At 43.0% G+C, this 21,611-nt stretch carries 19 protein-coding genes; all 19 read right to left on the bottom strand.

What is annotated here, in order from left to right:
• Positions 1 to 5: 5 nt before the first annotated feature.
• Positions 6 to 836 (bottom strand): aminodeoxychorismate lyase, encoded by an 831-nt coding sequence (gene pabC / locus J2S11_RS17315; protein ID WP_307396667.1) that lies wholly within the window; start codon positions 834 to 836, stop codon positions 6 to 8.
• 75 nt (positions 837 to 911) lie between these two features.
• Positions 912 to 1,496, bottom strand: a complete 585-nt coding sequence (gene pabA, locus J2S11_RS17310) for an aminodeoxychorismate/anthranilate synthase component II (protein ID WP_307396666.1) — start codon at positions 1,494 to 1,496, stop codon at positions 912 to 914.
• A gap of 46 nt (positions 1,497 to 1,542) precedes the next feature.
• A complete protein-coding gene (locus J2S11_RS17305) occupies positions 1,543 to 3,183 on the bottom strand; it encodes an anthranilate synthase component I family protein (RefSeq protein WP_419095740.1) in 1,641 nt (546 codons plus the stop codon).
• 228 nt (positions 3,184 to 3,411) lie between these two features.
• Positions 3,412 to 5,196 (bottom strand): SLC13 family permease, encoded by a 1,785-nt coding sequence (locus J2S11_RS17300; protein ID WP_307396662.1) that lies wholly within the window; start codon positions 5,194 to 5,196, stop codon positions 3,412 to 3,414.
• A 217-nt stretch (positions 5,197 to 5,413) separates the two neighbouring features.
• Positions 5,414 to 6,100, bottom strand: a complete 687-nt coding sequence (locus J2S11_RS17295; protein ID WP_307396661.1) for a response regulator — start codon at positions 6,098 to 6,100, stop codon at positions 5,414 to 5,416.
• Between the two features lie 10 nt (positions 6,101 to 6,110).
• Positions 6,111 to 7,742 (bottom strand): DcuS/MalK family sensor histidine kinase, encoded by a 1,632-nt coding sequence (gene dcuS / locus J2S11_RS17290; protein WP_307396657.1) that lies wholly within the window; start codon positions 7,740 to 7,742, stop codon positions 6,111 to 6,113.
• Positions 7,743 to 7,987: 245 nt separating this feature from the next.
• Complete coding sequence (gene cysK, locus J2S11_RS17285) at positions 7,988 to 8,914, bottom strand: cysteine synthase A (protein ID WP_307396655.1); 927 nt, start codon at positions 8,912 to 8,914, stop codon at positions 7,988 to 7,990.
• Positions 8,915 to 9,053: 139 nt separating this feature from the next.
• Positions 9,054 to 10,022 carry a peptidyl-prolyl cis-trans isomerase gene (locus tag J2S11_RS17280; protein WP_307396654.1) on the bottom strand — a complete coding sequence of 323 codons (969 nt, stop codon included), beginning with the start codon at positions 10,020 to 10,022 and terminating at the stop codon, positions 9,054 to 9,056.
• Between the two features lie 118 nt (positions 10,023 to 10,140).
• Positions 10,141 to 11,049, bottom strand: a complete 909-nt coding sequence (hslO, locus tag J2S11_RS17275; protein ID WP_307396653.1) for an Hsp33 family molecular chaperone HslO — start codon at positions 11,047 to 11,049, stop codon at positions 10,141 to 10,143.
• Between the two features lie 74 nt (positions 11,050 to 11,123).
• Positions 11,124 to 11,888 (bottom strand): type III pantothenate kinase, encoded by a 765-nt coding sequence (locus J2S11_RS17270; RefSeq protein WP_307396651.1) that lies wholly within the window; start codon positions 11,886 to 11,888, stop codon positions 11,124 to 11,126.
• Positions 11,889 to 11,908: 20 nt separating this feature from the next.
• Entirely contained in the window at positions 11,909 to 12,754 is an 846-nt protein-coding gene (gene nadC / locus J2S11_RS17265; RefSeq protein WP_307396649.1) for a carboxylating nicotinate-nucleotide diphosphorylase, read from the bottom strand.
• The gene (locus J2S11_RS17260) at positions 12,738 to 14,396 is read right to left on the bottom strand and encodes an L-aspartate oxidase (protein WP_307396648.1); all 1,659 of its coding nucleotides are present in this window, start codon (positions 14,394 to 14,396) and stop codon (positions 12,738 to 12,740) included. The genes nadC and J2S11_RS17260 overlap by 17 nt, the downstream gene beginning before the upstream one ends.
• A gap of 134 nt (positions 14,397 to 14,530) precedes the next feature.
• Positions 14,531 to 16,585, bottom strand: coding sequence for an ATP-dependent zinc metalloprotease FtsH (gene ftsH / locus J2S11_RS17255; RefSeq protein WP_307396646.1), 2,055 nt, complete (start codon positions 16,583 to 16,585; stop codon positions 14,531 to 14,533).
• 71 nt (positions 16,586 to 16,656) lie between these two features.
• On the bottom strand, positions 16,657 to 17,199 hold the full coding sequence (hpt, locus tag J2S11_RS17250) for a hypoxanthine phosphoribosyltransferase (protein WP_307396645.1): 543 nt from the start codon (positions 17,197 to 17,199) through the stop codon (positions 16,657 to 16,659).
• A 13-nt stretch (positions 17,200 to 17,212) separates the two neighbouring features.
• Positions 17,213 to 18,679: a tRNA lysidine(34) synthetase TilS gene (gene tilS / locus J2S11_RS17245; protein WP_307396644.1), complete on the bottom strand. Its 1,467-nt coding sequence runs from the start codon at positions 18,677 to 18,679 to the stop codon at positions 17,213 to 17,215.
• Positions 18,660 to 19,106 (bottom strand): threonine/serine exporter family protein, encoded by a 447-nt coding sequence (locus tag J2S11_RS17240; RefSeq protein WP_307396642.1) that lies wholly within the window; start codon positions 19,104 to 19,106, stop codon positions 18,660 to 18,662. Before J2S11_RS17240 ends, tilS begins: the two co-directional genes overlap by 20 nt.
• 33 nt (positions 19,107 to 19,139) lie before the next feature.
• On the bottom strand, positions 19,140 to 19,898 hold the full coding sequence (locus tag J2S11_RS17235; protein ID WP_307396640.1) for a threonine/serine exporter family protein: 759 nt from the start codon (positions 19,896 to 19,898) through the stop codon (positions 19,140 to 19,142).
• A 19-nt stretch (positions 19,899 to 19,917) separates the two neighbouring features.
• Complete coding sequence (locus J2S11_RS17230) at positions 19,918 to 20,862, bottom strand: protein kinase domain-containing protein (RefSeq protein WP_307396639.1); 945 nt, start codon at positions 20,860 to 20,862, stop codon at positions 19,918 to 19,920.
• Entirely contained in the window at positions 20,846 to 21,571 is a 726-nt protein-coding gene (locus tag J2S11_RS17225) for a vWA domain-containing protein (protein ID WP_307396638.1), read from the bottom strand. Before J2S11_RS17225 ends, J2S11_RS17230 begins: the two co-directional genes overlap by 17 nt.
• Positions 21,572 to 21,611 lie beyond the last annotated feature (40 nt).

Here is a 21,611-nt window from a genome sequence, read left to right as displayed (position 1 = left end):
TTTCCTCATCTCTGCAGCGTACTTTGTTTGTAATGCTCTCTTAGCTTTTCCCCTACACTTCCTTTTCCATGTGGGGCATATTCGATGTGATCCCAGCGAGTCACAGGAACGATCTCCTGAATTGAATTGGTCACAAAAACCTGGTCGGCTTGCTGGGCAAACTCTAAGGAAAAAAAGCCTTCATGGACAGGAATATGCCATTCATCGGCTAATTCTACCACGAATTCCCTGGTGATTCCATTCAAAATTCCCGTTTCCAGAGCTGGGGTATATAACTCATCCTCACGCACAAAAAAGAGATTGCTGACAAGCCCCTCTGCCACATAGCCTTCTTTTGTCAGAAACACCCCTTCTGCTCCAAGGGGTGTTTCCTGTTTAGCTAAAATATTATTCATGTAGTGATGAGATTTAAAGCGTATAGAGCCTTCAGGCGTGTTCCTTCTTAAACTCAACGTGGTTAGCACTTTTTCTCCACTTGGCTCAGGTAGAGCTTTAACAAATAACGCTTCTGTTAGAGACTGATATGGTGCTGAAGGTAAACCAATCGGATAGGCTCCTGCTGCTACGTTATAACGAAAATACCCATCTTCAAGACCATTCTGTGTAAGTAAGTCCGTTATTTCAGCTCTAAGTCTAGGTAAATCTTGCTTCCATTCGAGCCCAATTTCCTGACAAGCGAAAGCTAAACGCTGCATATGCTCTTCAAGCAAAAAAGGCTTACCCCGATACGTTCGGAAAGTCTCGAATAAGCCTATCCCATAAAGATAGCCGTGATCAAAAATCGATATTTTGGCGTTCTCTTCAGCTGTAAGCTCATGATTTAAATACACATACACGTGCCTTCTCTCCTACCTTTCCGATTTGTTCTCATATAGGATGTATCGTTTTTATCATCATTTTTTCAGCATTGTTTATACGGAAGGAGCGCTTGAATACGTCTGAATAAAGTTTTGAAGGAGCTGCTTTCCATGCTCCGTAATGATCGATTCTGGATGAAACTGTACTCCTTCAATAGGGAGCTGCTTATGACGAAGGCCCATGATCTCCCCTTCCTCCGTCCAAGCTGTAATCTCTAGACAGTCGGGTAATGAGCTTTTTTCCACAAGCAAGGAGTGATATCTTGTTGCCTCATAAGGGGAAGGCAATTCAAAAAAGACCGTTTTCTCATCATGGTACACGGGTGAGGTTTTACCGTGCATAAGCTTTTCCGCTCGTACTACCTTTCCTCCGAATACCTGACCAATCGCTTGATGTCCTAGGCACACTCCTAAAATAGGAATTTTTCCGGCAAAGTGCTTTATCACATCCAAGCTAATGCCTGCCTCATCTGGTGTGCAAGGTCCTGGGGAAATCATTAGATACTCAGGCTGCAGCTCCTCTAATTCAGCGATCGTAATTTTGTCGTTACGAAACACCCTAAGCTCCTGCCCTAGCTCTCCTAAATACTGCACCAAGTTATACGTAAATGAATCATAGTTATCGATCATAACGATCATTTAAATCTCCTCCTCAGCTATTCTCAGCTCATATTTTTAACCCTGATTATACCTGTAAACTCGTCTCTTCTGTGCTCTTCTCTAGTTTATGTGACTGCTCACTTTGCTTCCATTCTGTTACACTAAGCTCATACGCCTTCCACAAAGCTTTCGCCTTGTTCAAGGATTCCTGATATTCATTCTGCGGTACGGAATCAATAACAATTCCCGCTCCCGCCTGCACATAAACCTGCTCCTGCTGAACAAGCATGGTGCGGATCGTAATATTCAGTTCCATAGCTCCAGCAAAGCTTATCCAGCCTATTGCCCCTGTGTAAACCCCTCTTCTCACGGGTTCAAGCTCTTCTATAATCTCCATCGTTCTCACCTTAGGCGCTCCTGTGATCGTACCTCCAGGAAACACAGCCCGAATCACATCAAACGCGTCATACTCGGGTGCTAGCTCTCCTTGTACATTTGATACGATATGCATGACATGGGAATATTCCTCAATCACCATAAACTCATCCACATGTACCGTCCCAAAAGCAGCCACCTTACCCAGGTCATTACGCTCTAGATCCACCAGCATGACATGCTCAGCTCTCTCCTTAGGATGATGAATGAGCTCATGAGCTAGCTTTAGATCTTGCTCACGATCTCCACCTCTAGGTCTTGTGCCAGCGATTGGTCTTGTACTTAGCTTTTGTCCGCTAAGCTTAATCAGCTGCTCAGGTGATCCACAAATAACTTGTTGCTCAGGGAAATGGAGATAGCCCATATAGGGAGAAGGATTAATCTGCCGTAAATGACGATAAATATCTAAAGGCTCCCCATATAACGGACGTGCTTGTCTGACTGATAGATTGACCTGAAACACATCACCCGCCGCAATGTATTGCTGAATTTTCTCTACCGCTTGGACAAAAGCCGGCTCCTCAAGAGATGGAACTAACGGAGGAAGCTCAGCCGAAACCTCGGATAACCCTTTGTAGCTTACTCCTTGACTATCTACTTCTTCACTTTTTTCATGCTTAACATTTTGCTTCTTGTTTTCATACTGTGCAATCCAGCTCTGCAACTCCTCATTCCACTGTAACAGCTTATTCTGGGCCTTTTCATACGTTTGTTGAAGGGCTACCTCCCCTTGATCAGAGCCAAGTTCTTGAAGCTCTTGAGAGAGTAATAGCCAATGCTGATTTTCGGTATGATCAAAAACGATAAGCTGCTCAAACTCCATCAAATTTACATCTGGTGTGTGTAAATCATCTGTACTTTGTTTAGGTAATTCTTCAATTTCCCGAACCAAATCATAGCTGTAATAGCCGAATAGGCCAGCACTGATTTCTCCTTCTTCGCCAAAATGGTACGCCTTTTTTCCTTCCGTATAAGCTTTCAAGAGATCGAGGAGCTCTCCTTCCTCCTGTTTCGTGCTTACCACAGTCCCTTGCTTTGAAAGCTCGTTGTACGTCAGCTTACCATCCTTGCCCACAATGTGGGTTACGGGCCTATATCCGATGACCGAATAGCGACCAGCTCTTCCACTCTCCAAAATCATGTGATGCGTTTCCTGCTGCTTTATTTCTTGATATAAAGGAAACCATAAATCATGGCTCATTTCAAGTGGATACATTAAGGTAAAGGAGTGAAATTCATCTATATTTAATGCTTGTATACACTGTAAAGTAGGTTTAAACAATCCTTCCACACTCCATGATCATACTGTTGTTTTATCACCACTCATTGTACCTCTTTTTTATCTGTTTTGCTACTTGAGAAAACTGGTGGAGCTTAAGCTTCTATTATCAAAAAAGTCATTTGGTAAAAAGAAAAGACGACACCCTAATAGCAGTAAGTTAACAGCTACAGAGTGCCGATGTATCTTTGAACACATACATATGTTACGTATTAAATAATTTAGTTTTAGTCTTCGATCCTATCCTTCAATAGAGTTAGACAGATTCGCTGGTAAATGATTTAAATCAATTCCAAAAACAAGCGGCAGTAAATAATAGACGGCTAGAATAATAATAATAGTAGCCACTACGTTTACGGCAAAACCTGCTCGTACCATTTCAATAATTTTCAGCTTACCTGTCCCAAAGATAATAGCGTTAGGTGGTGTTCCTACCGGTAGCATAAAGGCACAATTCGCCGCCATGGCACAAGGGACCATTAACGCAAATGGATGGATGTTAAGAGCGATAGCTAAGGCGCCAACAACAGGCAATATCATCGTTGCGGTTGCTGTATTAGAGGTGATTTCCGTCATAGCCATAATCAATAATGTAGCACAGGCTATAATGACGACAAGACTTAATCCATCAAGTACGGTGAGCTGCTCTCCCATCCAATCAGATAGCCCCGTTGTACGGAATCCAGCAGCAATAGCCAGACCTCCTCCAAAAAGTAACAGAACTCCCCATGGTATCGTCTTTGAATCATTCCAATTCAAAATTCGTAAACTTGATTTTGCTTTGGCTGGAATAGTAAAGAGTAATGCTGCAGCCATTATAGCTATCATCCCATCAGATATACCCGGAATTTCAAAGAACAGTCCGTCCTCCACCCAAAAGAATTCGCGTGTAATCCACATAAAGGCAGCAAACACAAAAACTGCTCCAACAGACTTCTCTTCAAAAGATGTTTGACCTAACGCTCGTCTTTCACTTTGGATTAGCTCTCTTCCTCCAGGTAGCTGCTGAATAGACGTACTAAATTTATACCTGCCCAAATATATCCAAGTGATAAACAACATAAGAATGACAACCGGTGCAGCAAAGATCATCCATTGAGCAAAGGAAATCTTGATTCCGAAAAGCTCATCCATTTGAGCAGCCAAAATAATGTTTGGCGGGGTTCCAATTAAGGTTCCTAGCCCTCCAATCGTTCCGGCGTAGCCAATCCCAAAGATAAGAGCTTTCTCAAATTTCGGAAGCTCTGATTCTTGTGGTGTATTTTTGATAGCACTTGCCACCTGTACAGTAATGGCAAGCCCCATAGGAATCATCATCATAACAGCTGCCGTATTGGAAACCCACATCGATAAAAAGCCGGTGGCTACCATAAAACCAAGTAATATCCGTTGTGTACTTGTACCGATCATAGCTATGATAAACAGAGCCATACGTTTATGCAAATTCCATTTTTCCATCGCTGTGGCAATAAAGAAACCACCTAGAAAAAGAAAGATAATATCATTCCCATAGGAGGAAGCAACATCACTTCCAGACATCGCTCCCGTAATAGGTAGAAGAACAAGAGGGAGTAAAGATGTTGCTGGAATGGGCAAAGCTTCCGTAATCCACCAAACAGCAATCCATAGCGTGACCGCCAAAACGGATTTCGCCTCAGTGGAAAGTCCCTCTGGATGGAAAAATAGCAAAGTGAGAATAAATAGGGCTGGTCCTAAAAAGAGTCCAACCACTTGAGCACGAGTATAGGGCTTTTTAATCTCAGGCTCGGGCTCATTTCGCTTGTTATTGCTTCCTCCTTCTGAATTTTGAATGGGAGGAGTTTCTTTTTCAGTTGAAGCGTTTTGAGCAGAGTTGGAATCAGTTTCTCCTTTCGCCTGGATGATCCTCTCTTGGTCATAGGATTCTTTCACTTTATTAAAACCCTTGTCGGAAGGCTTCCTAAAAGAGAAAACGTTTAAAGCATCCTTTGTCTTTTTATGCTGGGACCATAATGAGTTCCAGATTGATAAGGCCATTTGTCTCATAACCATTTCATCCCTTTCTTGAAAGCGCTTACCTCCATTCTCTATTAATCAACTCATTTCGTATAGCTTATGAAACTATTGTTTTACCTTTTGTAACTAAAAAAAGCGCTCTTAGCGAACGCTTTATCTTTATGAACTCTAATTAATTTAGTTCTTTTAAGTTGCCTCTAGTTACCTCTCTAGTACTTTTCTAGTGTTTCTCTAGACCATTCTTATTTTAATCTTCTTTGTTTATTACCGAAAGAACATAGTCACGCCCTCCTGTACTAAGCTTATACTTATGAAAGGGACGCCCACTTCCTTCATAGCTTATATCACTTTGCAACAAACCACCCTCTTCTAGAAAACGCAAATATTTTCTAAGTGAAACACGTGATATCCCCGTTACGTCAGAAAGCTCGGCGGTGGAGAACCAACCCTTAAGCTTAGTAAGGTCACGCAGCACACGGTGATAGGTTTCTTTTGTAATCCCTTTGGGTAAAAGCTCCTCCATTTGATCCTTATTAGGCAGCTTGGAATGAAATAAGGCATCAAGCTCCGTTTGCCTAAGACTTTCTTTCTGCATTCCCTCTCTCCTAAGCTTGTATTGAAGTAAGGCCTCTTGGAATCGTTCGAAATCAAACGGTTTGATTAAGTAATCCACAGCTCCATAGCGTAGGGCCGTTTGAATGGATTCAGGATCATTAGCAGAGGAGATCACAATGACATCAGCTGGGTAGTTCATTTTTCTTAAATCCACAAGCAGCTGTAAGCCGTTTTCTTGGTTCATATATATATCAAGTAGAACTAAATCGATCGTACTTCTGTTTAAAATTTGCCATCCAGCCGCTATACCGTCAGCCGTCCCCGTCAATTCAAAGCCTTCTACTTGATTCAAGTAAATGCCGTTAAACTTTGCTACCATAGGGTCATCTTCAATGATTAAGACCTGAATCATCTTTATGATAAGGGATGTACACCTGCACGGCCACCCCTACTCCTTTCCGTGGTACTATATGCACCGTTCCCCCTGACTCTTCAGCCGCCTGTTGAATTAAGTGCATACCAAAACCTCTGTCTGTTCCTTTTGTGGATGTTCCTTTTTTCATTGAATATTCGAGGGCCTCTTGATCAAAACCTGGTCCATTGTCCCGCACTGTCCATTCTAACAAGCCTTTCGCATACGTTAAAGTAATCTTAATCTTCTTTTCCTCTTGTTCAGCTATCGCTTCATAAGCGTTATCTAGTGTGTTACCTATAATTGTCGTTAGCGCATCTATCAGTTCAGCACTCTTAATGTTGGGCCAAGCGAACCTTCCTTCCAAAGTGACAAGAACATTGTTCTCTTCCAGAAGGTTTAGCTTATTTAATAAGTAGCCCGCAAGGATAGGATCTCTAATATGACTTGAAACCCAGCCCACATCCTGCTGATAGTAATTAGCAATTTGTTTAATATAGGTACTTAGATCACTATAGGACTGCGTATGCACCATGGCCGAAATCACATGAAGCTTATTCATAAATTCATGGGTGTGCATACGCAAGCTCTGTGCATAATCCTTCGCCCCTGACAGCTGATCCAGCATACTAGTCAGCTCCGTTTTATCACGAAATGTTGCTAGTGCTCCAACAAGCTTTCCTCCTGCTGTAACAGGGACATGATTCACCAAGATTTCTAATTGGTTAAGCTTTTGGGCTTGGTCTAGAACAGGCTTCTGATGGACAAGGACATCTTGTAGCTTGGACTCAGGTAAAAAATACTGGATGCTTTTACCTACAGGCTCCTCCTTCATACCAGCCTTATTAAACATATCGCGGGCGGCATGATTGACCACCACAATTCTTCCCTGTTCATCAATCGCTACAATTCCTTCACGTACGGATGCAAGCATCGCTTCTCTTTCCTCCAAAAGCTGGGCAATTTCCACAGGCTCTAAGCCATGCATAGAATTCTTAACCTTTTGAGCCAGCAAAAGCGCACCAAGTAATCCTACAACAAGCCCTATACCTAAGCCGAAGAAAACCATTTTCTGACTACCAATGATCGCTTCATTGATTTTTTCCGTAGCTATTCCTACAGCTACAACACCAATTTGCTCCTCACCATCCCAAATTGGTACAAACGCCCGCATTGATTCACCTAGTGTACCGACGGCAACAGACGTATATGTCTCACCTTGCAGAGCTGGTCCTTCATCTCCCCCAACAAATTTTTCACCAATGATCTCTTCGTTCGTGTGAGAGAGCCGGATGCTATTCATGTCCATAACTACGATATATTCTACGTCTGTTTCAGCTTTAACCGCGAGAGTGTAGGACTGGACCTCACCACCGTAGTTTCCTTGGCGTAAGCTGCTTTGCACAGTAGGTGCTTGGCCTACAGCTAAAGCAATCGCTTGTGCTCGATTCTCTAGATTTCTTTGAGTTGTTGTAGCATAATCATTAGCTACAAGAATACCTGTCAAAATAAGAGCTACAGCTGTGACAGCGCTAACTAGTAGAATGATCAGTGTTTGTAATCGATAGGGCTTCCGTGTAAGAAGTAATTGTCTGAAACGCTTGAACATTATTTTTATCCCTTCCATTATACTTCGATACAAATTCAGCTATTTCCACTATACCAAATGGATGAATGAGAAAGAAACTTAGCACACGAAAAAAGCATCTACATGATCTATATGCTTCTGCATTTAAACGATCATGAAGATGCTCTTACTGTTTGGTTAACAATCGGGTAACAACCCCACAATGCCAGTTAGCAACACAGTAAAAACCGACATGGGCTTAGGTTTTTAAATCAAACGTTTTACCATTATTCCTCAAATTGAAATAAAGCTGTGCTTAAGTAACGCTCGCCATTACTAGGCACAATAGCTATAACCTTTTTTCCTTTGCCTAATCGCTTTGCGACCTGTAAGGCAGCAGATACCGCGGCACCAGAGGAAATTCCCCCTAAAATTCCTTCCTCCTTGGCCAGCCTTCTTCCTACCTCGAACGCTTCTTCATTAGCTACCGTTATAATTTCATCATATATCTCTGTATCTAATATCTCAGGGGCAAAGCCTGCACCAATACCTTGAATCTTGTGCGGTCCGGGTTTACCTCCTGAAAGCACAGGAGAATCCTTCGGCTCAACGGCCACGATCTGAATAGAAGGGTATTTCTCTTTTAACACTTTTCCTGCTCCCGTAATGGTTCCACCTGTCCCAATTCCAGAAATAAACGCATCCAATTGATCTCCAGCTTGCTCCACTAGCTCTTTTCCTGTTGTCAGCTCATGAACCCGTGGGTTAGCAGGGTTATTAAATTGCTGAGGCATGAAATAATTCTGATTTTCTTCAGCAAGCTCCGTCGCTTTCTTGATAGCGCCTTTCATTCCTTCAGCTCCAGGTGTTAAGACAAGCTCTGCTCCATAAGCACGGAGTAAATTCCGACGCTCTAAGCTCATTGTATCTGGCATAACTAGAATCGTTTTATAGCCTTTAGCTGCAGCAACCATAGCTAATCCAATTCCCGTATTTCCACTGGTTGGCTCTATGATCGTCGTGTCCTTCGACAACACACCTCTTTGCTCAGCATCTTCAATCATCGCTAACGCTATACGATCCTTCACACTGCTTCCGGGATTGGCAAATTCAAGCTTCAAATAAACGTCAGCATCCTCAGAACCTACTAAGCGATTTAGTTTAACCAAAGGCGTCTGTCCGATTAAATCAGTAATGGAATTCGCAACACGCATGTTTATATCCCTCCGCCCAAAACCTAGTAAGAAGATAGGTTTTGTGTATTTTATAACATTTTACCAATTGATTCATGTTCCAGTCAATCTAATATTCTTCTGAATGCTCGTGCTTAAGACCCATTTTTCTAATCAGCTATCAAGGTAGGCTTTTTTCAATACCCACTTGTTCTCGTAAGCGCTCTAAAAACTCCTCTACCCCATCAATTTGCTGTAAGGCAAGCTGGCGACGTATTTTCGCGCTCACGTTCTCTAACTTCTGTTTACTGCCTTCTTTCTTCTCCGTTACTTTGACGATAACAAAGCCTTCACTCGTCTCTATAGGCTCACTTAACACATCTAGCTCAAGCGCTTCTAACGCTTGAAGGACAGACTCCTCTATATAAAAGTCATCCTCTGCGACAAAACCCATATCGCCACCTGCTGAAGAGCTAGCTAAATCAATGGAACGTTCTGCCGCAACGGCTTCAAAGCTAGAGCCTCCGCTAATTTCATTGAGCGCTTGCTGAGCCTCTTGCTCCGTTTTAACAGCGATCTGATGAACACGATACTGTGTAGGAATTTCAAATAGGTAGCCATGTTCCTCATAAAAATCCTGAATCTGCTGCTCTGTAATAGCGATATCCATCGTTGCCATTTCCTCAAGTAGCATATAGTACTCTAGCTCGGCTCTTAATTCTGCAGAGCTAATACCAATTTGGGATTCTAGGTCTTGGTAAAACTCTTCCTCCGAGGAGTACCCTAACCTAAGCGCTTCTAGTTCAAGATCAATTTCTTCCTCGTCAACCTCTAGGCCTAATGACTGAGCTTTCTGGGCAATTAATTTACGGTTAATTAATTCATCTAAAGTTTGTTCCCCATAGCGATCAATTAAGCGCGTCACCAGATCTTCCATAGTGATAGACTCTCCAGCAAACATAGCTACTACTTTATCAGAAGTGACTGGCTCTTCTACTTCATTATCCGGGTTTACTTCGTCACTTGGAGATAGCTGTTGGTCAACTACTGGTACCGTTGTTCCAAAGTCCGATAAAAAATAGAATAGTGTGCCCGCTTGGAGCAAAATGAGGATAAAGATGACTGCCCAAAGTGGCCTTACTTTGCTCATACCCTTTCCCTCCTTCCCTTTAATCCTTCTTCCACTTGCAATAAGTCTTAAATTCAGGCTTTTACATTAGCCTCGTCACCTGTTAGTCACCTTGAATACGTATTTGTATTTCACTAAACTATTTAGCGTCTATTTCCGCCAATAACTGTTCAAGGTCTGTCTGATTAAAATGATAATAAGTATTACAGAAATGACAATGGACTTCTGCCTTTTGATCATCTTCAAGAATCGCTTGAATTTCGTCTCTGCCCAGACTGATTAACGTATTTCTCACTCTTTCCTCCGAACAATGACACTGAAATCGGATTGGCATCTGTCCTAGCCACTGAATATCTTGTTTGTCAAAAATCTCCTCAATCATTTGCTCTGGAGACAGCCCTTGATCAATCATCGTTGAGACAGGAGGAATCTCTCCTAACCTTTTCTCCAATTGTGTGATAAACTCATTGGACAATCCCGCACCCGGCATTAGTTGAATAATAAAGCCTCCACTTGCCTTAACTGTATCATCAGGATTCACTAAAACACCGACAGACACAGCTGATGGAGTTTGCTCGGATTGAGCAAAATATAATGTGAAGTCTTCTCCAATTTCCCCACTGACAATATGGCTGTAGCCCTGATAAGGATCCCTTAATCCTAAATCCTTGGTGACATAAATATCCCCTTGCTGTCCCACTACACCACTAACGTCTAGCTTGCCATTTGCTTTGCGCGGCACATCAGATTGTGGATTGTCGACATACCCTCTAACTTCTCCATACGCGTTTGCGTCGACCATCATTTTACCGATAGGGCCATTCCCGCGCACCTGAATGGTTAATTTTTCTTTACCCTTAAGCATAGCACCCATCATCGCTCCAACCGATAGGGTACGCCCTATTGCTGCTGTAGCTGTAGCCCATGTCTGATGCCTGCGTTGCACCTCATTCACTAGCTCTGTGGAACGCACAGCATATACCCGCACCTTGCCTTCCAAGCATAACGCCCTTACTATGTAATCCTGTGTATTGGTTCCTTTTGTCATCGTCTTTATATCCTCCTGTTGGACATATTTTGCTTTTCATCATTCTGAACTATTTCTGTCCATGAGTGGCTTTTCTAAACATTGCGGTGATAAATCGTATACAGCCCCTTAAGGGTTAAAAACGGATCATAATGCTGAATAAATTTAGACTGATCAGCAATAATTTTAGCTAATCCTCCTGTAGCTATGATCGTAGGCTGTGTTTTCGTCTCTTCAATCATTCGTTCAATCAGACCGTCCACTAAACCAATGTAGCCAAAAACAGTTCCTGATTGCATAGAGGAGACAGTATTTTTCCCTATCGCTTGCTTAGGTATGACAAACTCAATTTTGGGTAGCTTGGAGGCATAATGGTACAAGGCTTCCATTGAAATATTCATCCCCGGAGCGATGGCACCACCCTGAAAGCAGCCCTTTTCATCTATATAGCAGAACGTAGTGGCCGTCCCAGAGTCTACAATAATAAGGGGAGGCTCATAGTCCACCAATGCTCCAACAGCATTAACGATACGGTCAGCCCCTACTTCACGAGGATTATCATACTGGATAGGTAATCCTGTTTTGATACCAGGTCCTACGGTCAGAGGCTCAATATTAAAATACTTTACACACATCCGCTCTAGAGCTGACATGGAAGGTGGAACAACAGAGGAAATGATAATACCTTGTACATCATGTGGAATTAAGCCTTCTTCACGAAAAAGCCCCTTCACCAGCATACCGTACTCATCTTCTGTTTGATTTTTATTCGTATTGATTCTCCAATGGTAAAGTAGCTGATCGTCTTTATATACACCTACCACAATATTCGTATTCCCTACATCAATAACTAATATCATAAAAACTCATCCCTTCGAGCCTATAAAATTTTTCTCTGCCCAATATCCATGCTAATGTCTAGTGACTGAACGGAGTGGGTTAAGGCTCCTACTGAAATCACATCTACCCCTGTTTCAGCGATCCCTCTAACCGTTTGTAAATTCACCCCTCCTGATGCTTCAACAATTGCCCGCTGATCAATAAGCTGAACTGCTTCTTTCATCCCCTCTAAAGACATGTTATCAAGCATAATAATATCCGCTTGAACCTGCAAAGCTTCCTGAACCTGTTCTATGGATTCTGCTTCTACTTCAATTTTCATCGTATGTGGAAGCTCTTTACGCAATAGCTCTACAGCTCGCTTGATTCCACCTGCTGCCTTTATATGATTATCCTTAATCATAGCAGCATCATACAGCCCTAAGCGATGATTATGCCCTCCCCCCATTCGCACAGCATACTTTTCCAAGCCACGCAGCCCAGGTGTCGTTTTTCTTGTATCAACAATCCGTACAGAGGTATCCCTAACTTGCTCTACATATTCCGCTGTGAGGGTAGCTATTCCCGAAAGTCGTTGTAGTAAATTAAGAGCTAATCGTTCTCCCGCTAGTAGAGTTTGGGGAGCTCCTTTAAGCTCGACTAATGCTTCTCCAAACTGTATACGTTGACCATCCTTTTTGTGGAAGGTTAGCTGGGTAGTTGGGTCAAGCTCTTGAAAAACCTGTGCAACCAAAGGCAGACCTGCTACAACTCCGCTCGATTTAGCTACGATCCAGCCTTGAATAGGCGAAGCTTCAGCAAATAGGGCGTTTGTTGCATCACCTTGCCCTAAATCCTCCTCTAACCAATCCTGTATCTGCTTCCTCCATTTATTTACTAGTAACATTCACCCATCTCCCCTTCACTTGTCCTGTAGGATGATCAAAATATAAGATATGATGCCGTCTATATTGCTCATCGTTACGCCTAGGAAAATCATTACGATAATGTCCCCCTCTGCTTTCTTCGCGTAACAGCGCGCTTCGAGCGATTAGCATACTGCAGGTTAACATGTTTCTCCACATGATCTCCTGCCGGTTAAGAGCTGTATCTAAATGATGTAAAGATAACAGCTTTTCTTGGCATCGCTCTACAAACTGCTGTAAAGAAGAACCAGTTCTCCTTACCCCAACATAACGCTGCATCTCATCTTTCAATGCGCCTATGTCCTCTGTTCTATTTCCGACATCTTGATGTATTTCTTCAAAAGTTCCTTGCTGGATTTCTTTATTTATATGTTTTGCATCCTTGTATTCCTTAGGCTTATCCCATTGTTGTTCAATATGCTTCGCTATACGATAACCATATACTATAGCTTCAGTGAGGGAGTTAGACGCTAACCTATTCGCACCATGAACACCTGTAGATGCTACTTCTCCACAAGCATATAAACTCTTAACGGTACTTTCTCCATGCTCGTCTGTAAGGATTCCTCCCATTAGATAATGGGCTGCCGGTGCCACAGGAATCCAGTCCTGTGCCATATTGAGACCAAATTGCTGTAACGTTTTAAAAATCGTTGGAAAACGCTGCTGGAGCTGCCCCTCTGAAGCATGAGTCATATCCAGATAGACGGCTGGATGATTCGTTTGTTCCATTTCATTTACGATGGCTCTTGTAACAACATCCCTAGGTGCTAGCTCGGCAAGCTCATGAGCCTTAGGCATAAAGCGCTCACCCTGACTATTGCGCAAAACTCCCCCCTCTCCTCTTACTGCTTCTGAAATTAAGAAGGTGGGGGCCCCGCGATGCTTAAGAACCGTCGGATGAAACTGGACAAACTCCATATCCTGAATATGGGCACCTGCTCGAAAAGCTAAGGCTATCCCATCTCCTGTAGCTCCTTCAGGATTCGATGTGTTTAAATAAAGCTGGCCTATACCACCTGTAGCTAGGATAGTAGCTTGTGCTTTTATTCGTTGAATGTGGTCCTTCTGAGTTAAAATAAATACCCCTTGGCAGACATCCTTCTCCGTATGCAAATCAAGAACATGCGTATGCTCTAAAAGAGTAATGTTCTTCCTCTGTCTGACCTGTTCGACCAAACCTCTAACGACCTCTGCTCCTGTGGCATCTCCATGAGCATGTAAAATTCTCCGATGAGTATGAGCCCCTTCCTGAGTTAACGCAAGCTGACCGTCCTTTAGATCAAATTGAACACCTAAACGTATTAAATCTCTCACTCGATCCGGTCCTTCACTCACCAGAATTTGTACACTTCCAGCATCGCACAGCCCTGCCCCAGCTAGTAATGTATCTGATATATGCTGATTGAAAGAGTCCAATTCCGAAAATACGGCGGCCATTCCTCCCTGAGCTCTTGATGTATTGCTTTCTTCAAGTCTATCTTTTGTGATAAGTGTAATATGTAAACGCTGATCTAAAGTTAATGCGGTATAAAGACCTGCAATGCCACCTCCAACGATGACGCAGTTGGTATGATGTGTTTGTATATCTTCATCATAAGTATAAATAAAACGAGGAAGCACCCAAACTCCTCCTTAAGATGATGTAATTATCCATTATGTATGAGTTGTTAGGTCATCCACATCCATAAGGAAAGGAGAGCCTAATTAGCTCTCCCCATTTTATCATATTTCTTGTTTTTTGAACGCAGCTTAGATTAGTCTTTCTTTTTGTTAGAGTTCGAGTCAGACGAATCGTTATCCTCATGCTTTGGTTCGTTTTCAGGTGTATCGGAAGGAGGATCCTGCTTCTCTGTTGGAGAGTAAGCTTCGTTTTCATCCTTCTTCTGGATTTGAACCTTCACTTCGCTATTGGACGACTTGTTGGCATCATCCTTTTTCGTAGCTTCTGAATTCTTTTCCCCAGCTGAGTTAGATCCAGAGGATTGAGGTGGATCAGGAAGCTTACCTTTCTCCAGTAAAGACTCAATCTGCTCAGCCGTTAACGTTTCAATTTCTAGAAGCGTCTCAGCCACAAGGTTCAGCTTTTCACGATGTTTAATAAGAAGCTCTTTACAGCGGTCATATTCTTCTTTAATGATGCGTTGTACTTCACGATCAATCTCATGGGCAATCGCTTCACTGTAGTTACGCTCATGACCAATATCTCTACCTAGGAAAACCTGCCCCTGACTTTCACCGTATTGAAGAGGTCCGAGCTTACTCATACCCCATTCCATAACCATTCTACGAGCTAAGCCAGTTGCTCTTCTGAAATCATCATACGCTCCAATACTTACCTCACCAAACACAACCTCTTCAGCCACACGACCTCCAAGTAGTCCAGCAATACGGTCTTTAATTTCTGGCTCTGTAAGGATAAATCGTTCCTCTTTCGGAATCGGAACCATGTATCCACCAGCCTGACCACGAGGAACAATTGTTACTTTGTGAACAAGATCCGCATTCGGTAAGAAATAGCCGGAAATTGTATGTCCTGATTCATGGTAAGCGACGATTTTACGCTCTTTTTCAGATACCTTACGGCTCTTCTTCTCTGTTCCAGCAATAACGCGGTCAATCGCATCATCCACTTCCTTCATGGCGATGCTTGATTTATTACGGCGCGCTGCTAATAGCGCTGCCTCATTAAGTAGATTTTCTAAATCAGCACCTGAGAATCCTGGTGTACGCTTAGAAATAATCTCAAGATTCACATCTTCATCTAATGGCTTATTGCGTGAGTGAACATTTAAGACAGCCTCACGTCCTCTAACGTCAGGACGGTCTACTGTGATTTGACGGTCAAAACGACCTGGACGAAGTAACGCTGGATCTAATACGTCAGGACGGTTTGTTGCCGCCATCATGATAATTCCTTCGTTTGCTCCAAATCCATCCATTTCAACAAGTAATTGGTTGAGCGTTTGCTCTCTCTCATCATGTCCACCACCTAAGCCCGCTCCACGCTGACGACCAACGGCATCAATCTCATCAATAAAGATGATACAAGGGGCGTTCTTTTTGGCATTTTCAAAGAGATCACGTACACGTGATGCTCCAACCCCAACGAACATTTCCACGAAGTCGGAACCGGAAATACTAAAGAATGGCACGCCAGCTTCACCAGCAACTGCTCTTCCAAGTAGGGTTTTCCCTGTTCCTGGTGGTCCAACTAATAAAACTCCCTTAGGAATTCTAGCTCCTAGCTGTGTAAACTTACGTGGATCCTTAAGAAACTCAACTATCTCAACAAGCTCCTGCTTCTCTTCATCGGCTCCAGCCACATCCTTAAAGGTGACCTTCTTCTTCTCTTCATTGTACATTTTGGCTTTGCTTTTTCCAAAGTTCATCACTTTGTTTCCGCCGCCCTGAGCCTGGCTCATAATAAAGAAAAGGATAATAAAGATCAATAAAAGCGGAATAAGAGCGGTTAAGAACGTAAACCAAATCGGATCACCCTTCGCTCGTACCCAAGTGACATTCGCCTCAGATTGACTGACTGTAGTAAAGAAATCATCGGAATCCAATGGGGCAAATGAGGTGAAGGTATCTCGCTCGAAGCCCTCTACAAACTGACCTTCTATATACCAAACGCCACGATCGGCCTGTATGTTAATAGATTCAACTTGCCCAGCCTGAAGACGATCAACAAATTCATTATATTTAATTTCTGGTGTATCTTGTCCTGACTGGAAAATAAAGTTCACAATCCCAACCGTGACGAAGATAATAAAGATATAAAATGCTAAACTTCTAAAAATACGGTTCATCCCCAACCTCCTCTCGCGAGTAAAAAGCAACTAATTTATATTGTAGCACACAAAAAGTTTGACACTCAAGTTTATTGACCTTCGTAAACATGAGGCTTCAACACCCCTATGAATGGCAGGTTACGATATTTCTCAGCGTAATCTAGACCATACCCTACAACGAACTCATCTGGCACTGTAAAGCCGGTTATGTCAGCGGTCAAATCAACCTTGCGATGATGTGGCTTATCCAGCAGTGTCACAATCTTTACAGACTTCGCTTTGCGATGCTCTAATAGCTCAACTAAATACTTTAACGTCAAGCCGCTATCGATAATATCCTCCACAATAAGGACATCACGACCCTCTACAGACGTATTAAGATCCTTAATTATCTTCACTTCTCCGGAAGACTTTGTGGAGCTTCCGTAGCTGGATACGTCCATAAAGTCCATTTCTAGATGTACGTCCATCTTTTTGACTAAATCAGCCATAAACAGGGCAGCCCCTTTGAGAACACAAATAATTAATGGGTTTCGTTCCCTGTATTCCTCAGATAAAGTAGCACCTAGCTCTTTAATTTTTGTTTGCAATTCCTCTTCAGAAATCAGCACCTCACGTATATCCTGTAGCATACACCATTGCCTCCTATAATTTTTCCACGGTCACCACGACGCATTGCTCCGTCTTTTGATTCACCTTTGATCGATCAGCTCGTTTAATTCCAGGAATCCATAGGATATCAAGTTGATCCGCAATGAGAGGCCAGCGCTGCCGTTCCTTTTGAGGAATTTTTGCATCAATAAAAATATCTTTGACCTTCTTGTGTCCCTTCATACCTAATGGCTGGATCTTATCTCCTGGTTGACGATTTCTAAGTATGAGTGGTAAAGAAATCTGCTGGAGATCAAATTGGGCCCTGTAGCGCTGACCTGACTGTAAGCTCCTCCATTCAGAGGGTAAATCAGGGACTGTCTTCCCTACACTCTTCCCCTGCTGCTGGATGTCCTCAAGAGCCGTTCTGTACGCTTCTACCCTGATTTTAAGGGATAGCTCAGGAACGTCTAACTCTCCTTCGGACGGTAAGCGTATGTAATATGAACTCACCTGATGTTTTTGAACAGCATCTCGTTTCCCTATCGTAAGATTTGTATATTCCTTTTGAACCAAAATGCTATGTGGTAAATGAAGCTCTTTTCTTCCCTGCTCCTGAATACAGAGCTCAAGCAGTTGATCAATATGAGTCTTAGACCACTGGCTCCCTGGTTCAGACAGACAATTTAATATTAGTAGAATTGCCCTCCTTTGTAAAGGAAGAGGTATGTGACGAAACGTTGAAAGATTAAGTGTGACCTGCTGAGCGTCTTTTGTTTCTATGATCTGATCGGCATATTTCTTGGCTTCCTGAGTGAGCCAGTCATTCTCTTCCCTTAGTAGCTCTGTCATATCTCCTATCGCTTCGTGTAGCTGAGGATTAAGTTCAGTCAATAACGGTGTAACATGATGTCTGACATAATTACGTGTATAGTCATCCATGCTGTTACTCTGATCGAATTGATAGGGTATATCATGCACCTGACAGTAGCTCTCAAGCTGTTTTTTGGCTACCTTCAAAAAGGGCCGAATGATCATATACGCATTAGTTCTCCTTAGTGAGGGGATGCCAGATAAGCCTTGTATCCCTGCACCTCTAATGAGACGCATAAGCACTGTCTCCACCTGATCATCTGCGTGGTGTGCAGTAGCTATTATGGATATATCGTATTGCTTAGCTATTTGCTCAAACGCCTGATAGCGGCATTCCCGTGCTGCTACTTGCTTACTTATACGTTTTTCACGCGCATAAGTTACAACATCAACTCGCACTGAGCTACAGGGCACATTCCACTGTCGACACATCTCTTCGACATGCTGCTGATCTCTCTCTGATTCTTCTCCTCTTAGCTGATGATTCACATGAATAACTCGTAGCGTTAGGGACTGAGCCTCACGCTGTTGGATGAACCAATGCAGCAGAGCCATGGAGTCTACTCCACCAGAGATCGCCAGAAGGAGCGAATCCCCTTGCTGAAAAAGTCCATGTTTAGCCACAAAGCTATGAATGTCTAACTCCATTTCTCCAACTCATTCCTTTCGTCATGGAGAAGATTGATAGGGATATCATCAGCCCAGCGGCTATCGCTCCTGCCATTAGTAAGGTTTCTGTAGCTAACTCAATCGCCTCTATATAGTTCCCATCTACAAAGCTACGCATCGTTCGATAAGCCATAGCTCCCGGAACTAAAGGGATGATTCCCGCAATACTAAGGTTTGTACTTGGCATTTTCAATGGTCTAGCTAAGAGCTGACTCACACTTGCCACAAAAATGCTAGCGATTAAAATACTAACCATGCTGGATAACCATTCAGCTGAAAGCCATTGAACCAACAGCCAGCCACCCATGCCAATGATCCCTCCGCTGGCTAATGCTTTTTTAGGAACATTAAAGATTAAGCCATAAGCTACTGTAGCGGTAAAAGAAAATACGGCTCCTGTTATCATTTTCAAGCACCCTCTTATGTTTGAATAAATGTATCATAAAAATAGGGATATCGCTATGGCAATCCCTGTGGCAATCGAAAGAGCCGTAAGCAGGGCCTCTGCACCGCGTCCAACCCCTGATACTAGATCGCCTGCCATAATATCACGGACAGCATTCGTTAACGGGAGCCCTGGTACTAGCGGCATAAGGGAACCGATAATGATTTGATCCAGGTGATTTCCTAGTCCAAGATTAAACAAAAGTATACAGCTCATTCCACCAATACAAGCAGAGAACAGCTCGGCAATAAATTTAACCTGTAGCTTAAGCTGTAAAAAATATAAACATATATTCACCAGTGCACCTGCGATAAAGGCAGGTATAAAATCGATATAATCGCCTCCAAATAGGATGGCAAAGGAGCCTCCAGCTAGTCCTGCTGCAGCATGCTGTAACGGAACCGAATAAAGCATTTTGCCTCGGTCAATCTTCTTCAGTGCTTTCTCCGCTTCATCTAGGGAAAGCTGCCCATTAACAAAGCGTCTAGAAAGATCATTGACTAGAGTGACCTTGTTTAAGTCAACAAGGCGGTCATCAATCCTTATGATTCTGGATCGCTCACCAACCTTGTCTGCGGATTTAAAGGAAAAGAAAATTCCCGTAGGGGTCACATAGCTATGTACATCCTTCATCTCCTTGGCCCCAGCCATGCGTTCCATCGTTTCTTCCACGCGATACGTTTCTGCTCCGTACTTCAGCATGATCTCTCCAGCTAACAGACAAATCTCCATGATTTTTCCTGCTTGACTCATGACCCGTGTTCACCTCACACTAAAACGTCTGTGAGTATAAGTATAGTGCATATAGAAACAGGAAAAAAGATGAAAGAAATAATAGAAATAAGACCTTGCCCCATTTGCTCTTCTTTTTCTTCCGTTTCTTGCTTGCTTGATCAAGCTTCGGCTCTAAAGATGGCTGTAGGAAGGAGCCTCCTTTTTGAACATGCCACGCTTGCAGGAGGGCTTGCTTCATTTTATCCGCTGTAGCATACTTACCCGATAAAGCTTCCCATAACACCTTTTGATAGGGAAAAATTTGTTGATTTTGAAACACGAGCTCCTTTAGCTGCTTGTTTGGCTCCTCAGACGGCTCTGGTCGCTTCCCTAAATAGAGCTCTAGCATGATCATTCCCACACTAAAAAGGTCATAGGCGGGCTCAGCCTTACGATCCCCCATTTGCCATACTCCACGATCATACCATTCTGTGTATTCCTTAATTAAACGCCCTAGCTTTGTCATTCCTCCAGCATCATACCACGCTATCTTATAGGGCTTTCCTACAACCTTTAAATTATCAGGCTTAAGGTCTCCAAACACCCAGCCCATTTGATGTAGCTCACTTAAAAAGGTGAGAAGCTGGAGGATTAGGACAGGTATCCATTCCTTCCCTTTTTGCTTGATAAAAGGAGGTAAGGAGGTGCCTTGAATCACATTCATAACATAGAAGGATTGAAGCTCTTGCCCCTTCTCCCAATCATCAACATCCATGATGGAAGGCCCAAGGAAGCCTCCCTGAGCCTTTGCAAAATGCTTTAACACATTCACCTCTGCTGTAATCGAAAACGAATCCGTCCCAAGCTTTAAGGCGTAAGGAGATCCCTGATGACGGACCAAATAAACAGTACCTGTGGCTCCTTGACCTAGTTCTTTTTCAATTTGATACTTTCTTTGATGCCACTTGCCTTGTATTATAGATGGACTAAAAGACGTAGTCACTCAGCATCCCTTCTTCCTTATGCGGTCGCTCTTGATGGGCAAATTCCTTTAATGCTTCCTCTAACGCTGGACCAGTAGGTGTTGTACCCCGAGGTGTGATGGTGGAGAATATCCGTTCCAAGGAATCTACTTGACTTGACCACTCCATTTTCTTCTCTACAGCCTGCGGCTGCCCTGGAAACGTCCATACAGCAAAGCGACTGTCCCCTACCCTTGATTGCATGGATAAGCTCAAATCTCTTAGGGCTTGCTTGATAGAAGGTAGTTTATTTGTCATTGAGGCACTAGCGTCAACGAGTACCAATACATCTAAATGCATCGTTTCTCCTAGATCCTCGACCACTTCTACTACCTTTCCACGCTGCTCAGGTGGTAGAGCCTCGACCTGCTCCTTATCTCCTAAGATATGACGTAGCTCTTTGTTCACCACATGATGAAGGGTTTGATTCATCGCTTTTCTAGTAACCATTTGCACTGTTTTTGGTAGCTGCTTACTCCGTACAAATTGATAGACTCCCTGACCAGCCAAAGCAATGTCGCGAACCTCGGCCTTCCCTTTTTCACCTAAGGAATCCTCATCAACAATTCCGATCACGTTGATCGTAACACCGTATTCTCCAGCCATTGACGCCACAGCGATAGGATCTCCACCTACATTGGAACAACCGTCTGTTAATAGTAGAATTTGCTTTAATCGTCCTTTATTCATTCGAAGCTCCTCCTTGTTTTATCGTCCTTTTTGACTTTCA

Source organism: Bacillus horti, from assembly GCF_030813115.1.
Taxonomy (GTDB): domain Bacteria; phylum Bacillota; class Bacilli; order Caldalkalibacillales; family JCM-10596; genus Bacillus_CH; species Bacillus_CH horti.
This window is presented reverse-complemented; position numbering and strand designations above follow the sequence as displayed.

What these genes read in the sequence shown, in the direction of transcription:
- pabA (WP_307396666.1), bottom strand. Translation starts at nt 1,496, where the DNA reads ATGATCGTTATGATCGATAACTATGATTCATTTACGTATAACTTGGTG.
- J2S11_RS17300 (WP_307396662.1), bottom strand. Translation starts at nt 5,196, where the DNA reads ATGAGACAAATGGCCTTATCAATCTGGAACTCATTATGGTCCCAGCAT.
- J2S11_RS17295 (WP_307396661.1), bottom strand. Translation starts at nt 6,100, where the DNA reads ATGGTAGCAAAGTTTAACGGCATTTACTTGAATCAAGTAGAAGGCTTT.
- dcuS (WP_307396657.1), bottom strand. Translation starts at nt 7,742, where the DNA reads ATGTTCAAGCGTTTCAGACAATTACTTCTTACACGGAAGCCCTATCGA.
- cysK (WP_307396655.1), bottom strand. Translation starts at nt 8,914, where the DNA reads ATGCGTGTTGCGAATTCCATTACTGATTTAATCGGACAGACGCCTTTG.
- J2S11_RS17280 (WP_307396654.1), bottom strand. Translation starts at nt 10,022, where the DNA reads ATGAGCAAAGTAAGGCCACTTTGGGCAGTCATCTTTATCCTCATTTTG.
- hslO (WP_307396653.1), bottom strand. Translation starts at nt 11,049, where the DNA reads ATGACAAAAGGAACCAATACACAGGATTACATAGTAAGGGCGTTATGC.
- J2S11_RS17270 (WP_307396651.1), bottom strand. Translation starts at nt 11,888, where the DNA reads ATGATATTAGTTATTGATGTAGGGAATACGAATATTGTGGTAGGTGTA.
- nadC (WP_307396649.1), bottom strand. Translation starts at nt 12,754, where the DNA reads ATGTTACTAGTAAATAAATGGAGGAAGCAGATACAGGATTGGTTAGAG.
- ftsH (WP_307396646.1), bottom strand. Translation starts at nt 16,585, where the DNA reads ATGAACCGTATTTTTAGAAGTTTAGCATTTTATATCTTTATTATCTTC.
- hpt (WP_307396645.1), bottom strand. Translation starts at nt 17,199, where the DNA reads ATGCTACAGGATATACGTGAGGTGCTGATTTCTGAAGAGGAATTGCAA.
- tilS (WP_307396644.1), bottom strand. Translation starts at nt 18,679, where the DNA reads ATGGAGTTAGACATTCATAGCTTTGTGGCTAAACATGGACTTTTTCAG.
- J2S11_RS17240 (WP_307396642.1), bottom strand. Translation starts at nt 19,106, where the DNA reads ATGATAACAGGAGCCGTATTTTCTTTTACCGCTACAGTAGCTTATGGC.
- J2S11_RS17235 (WP_307396640.1), bottom strand. Translation starts at nt 19,898, where the DNA reads ATGAGTCAAGCAGGAAAAATCATGGAGATTTGTCTGTTAGCTGGAGAG.
- J2S11_RS17225 (WP_307396638.1), bottom strand. Translation starts at nt 21,571, where the DNA reads ATGAATAAAGGACGATTAAAGCAAATTCTACTATTAACAGACGGTTGT.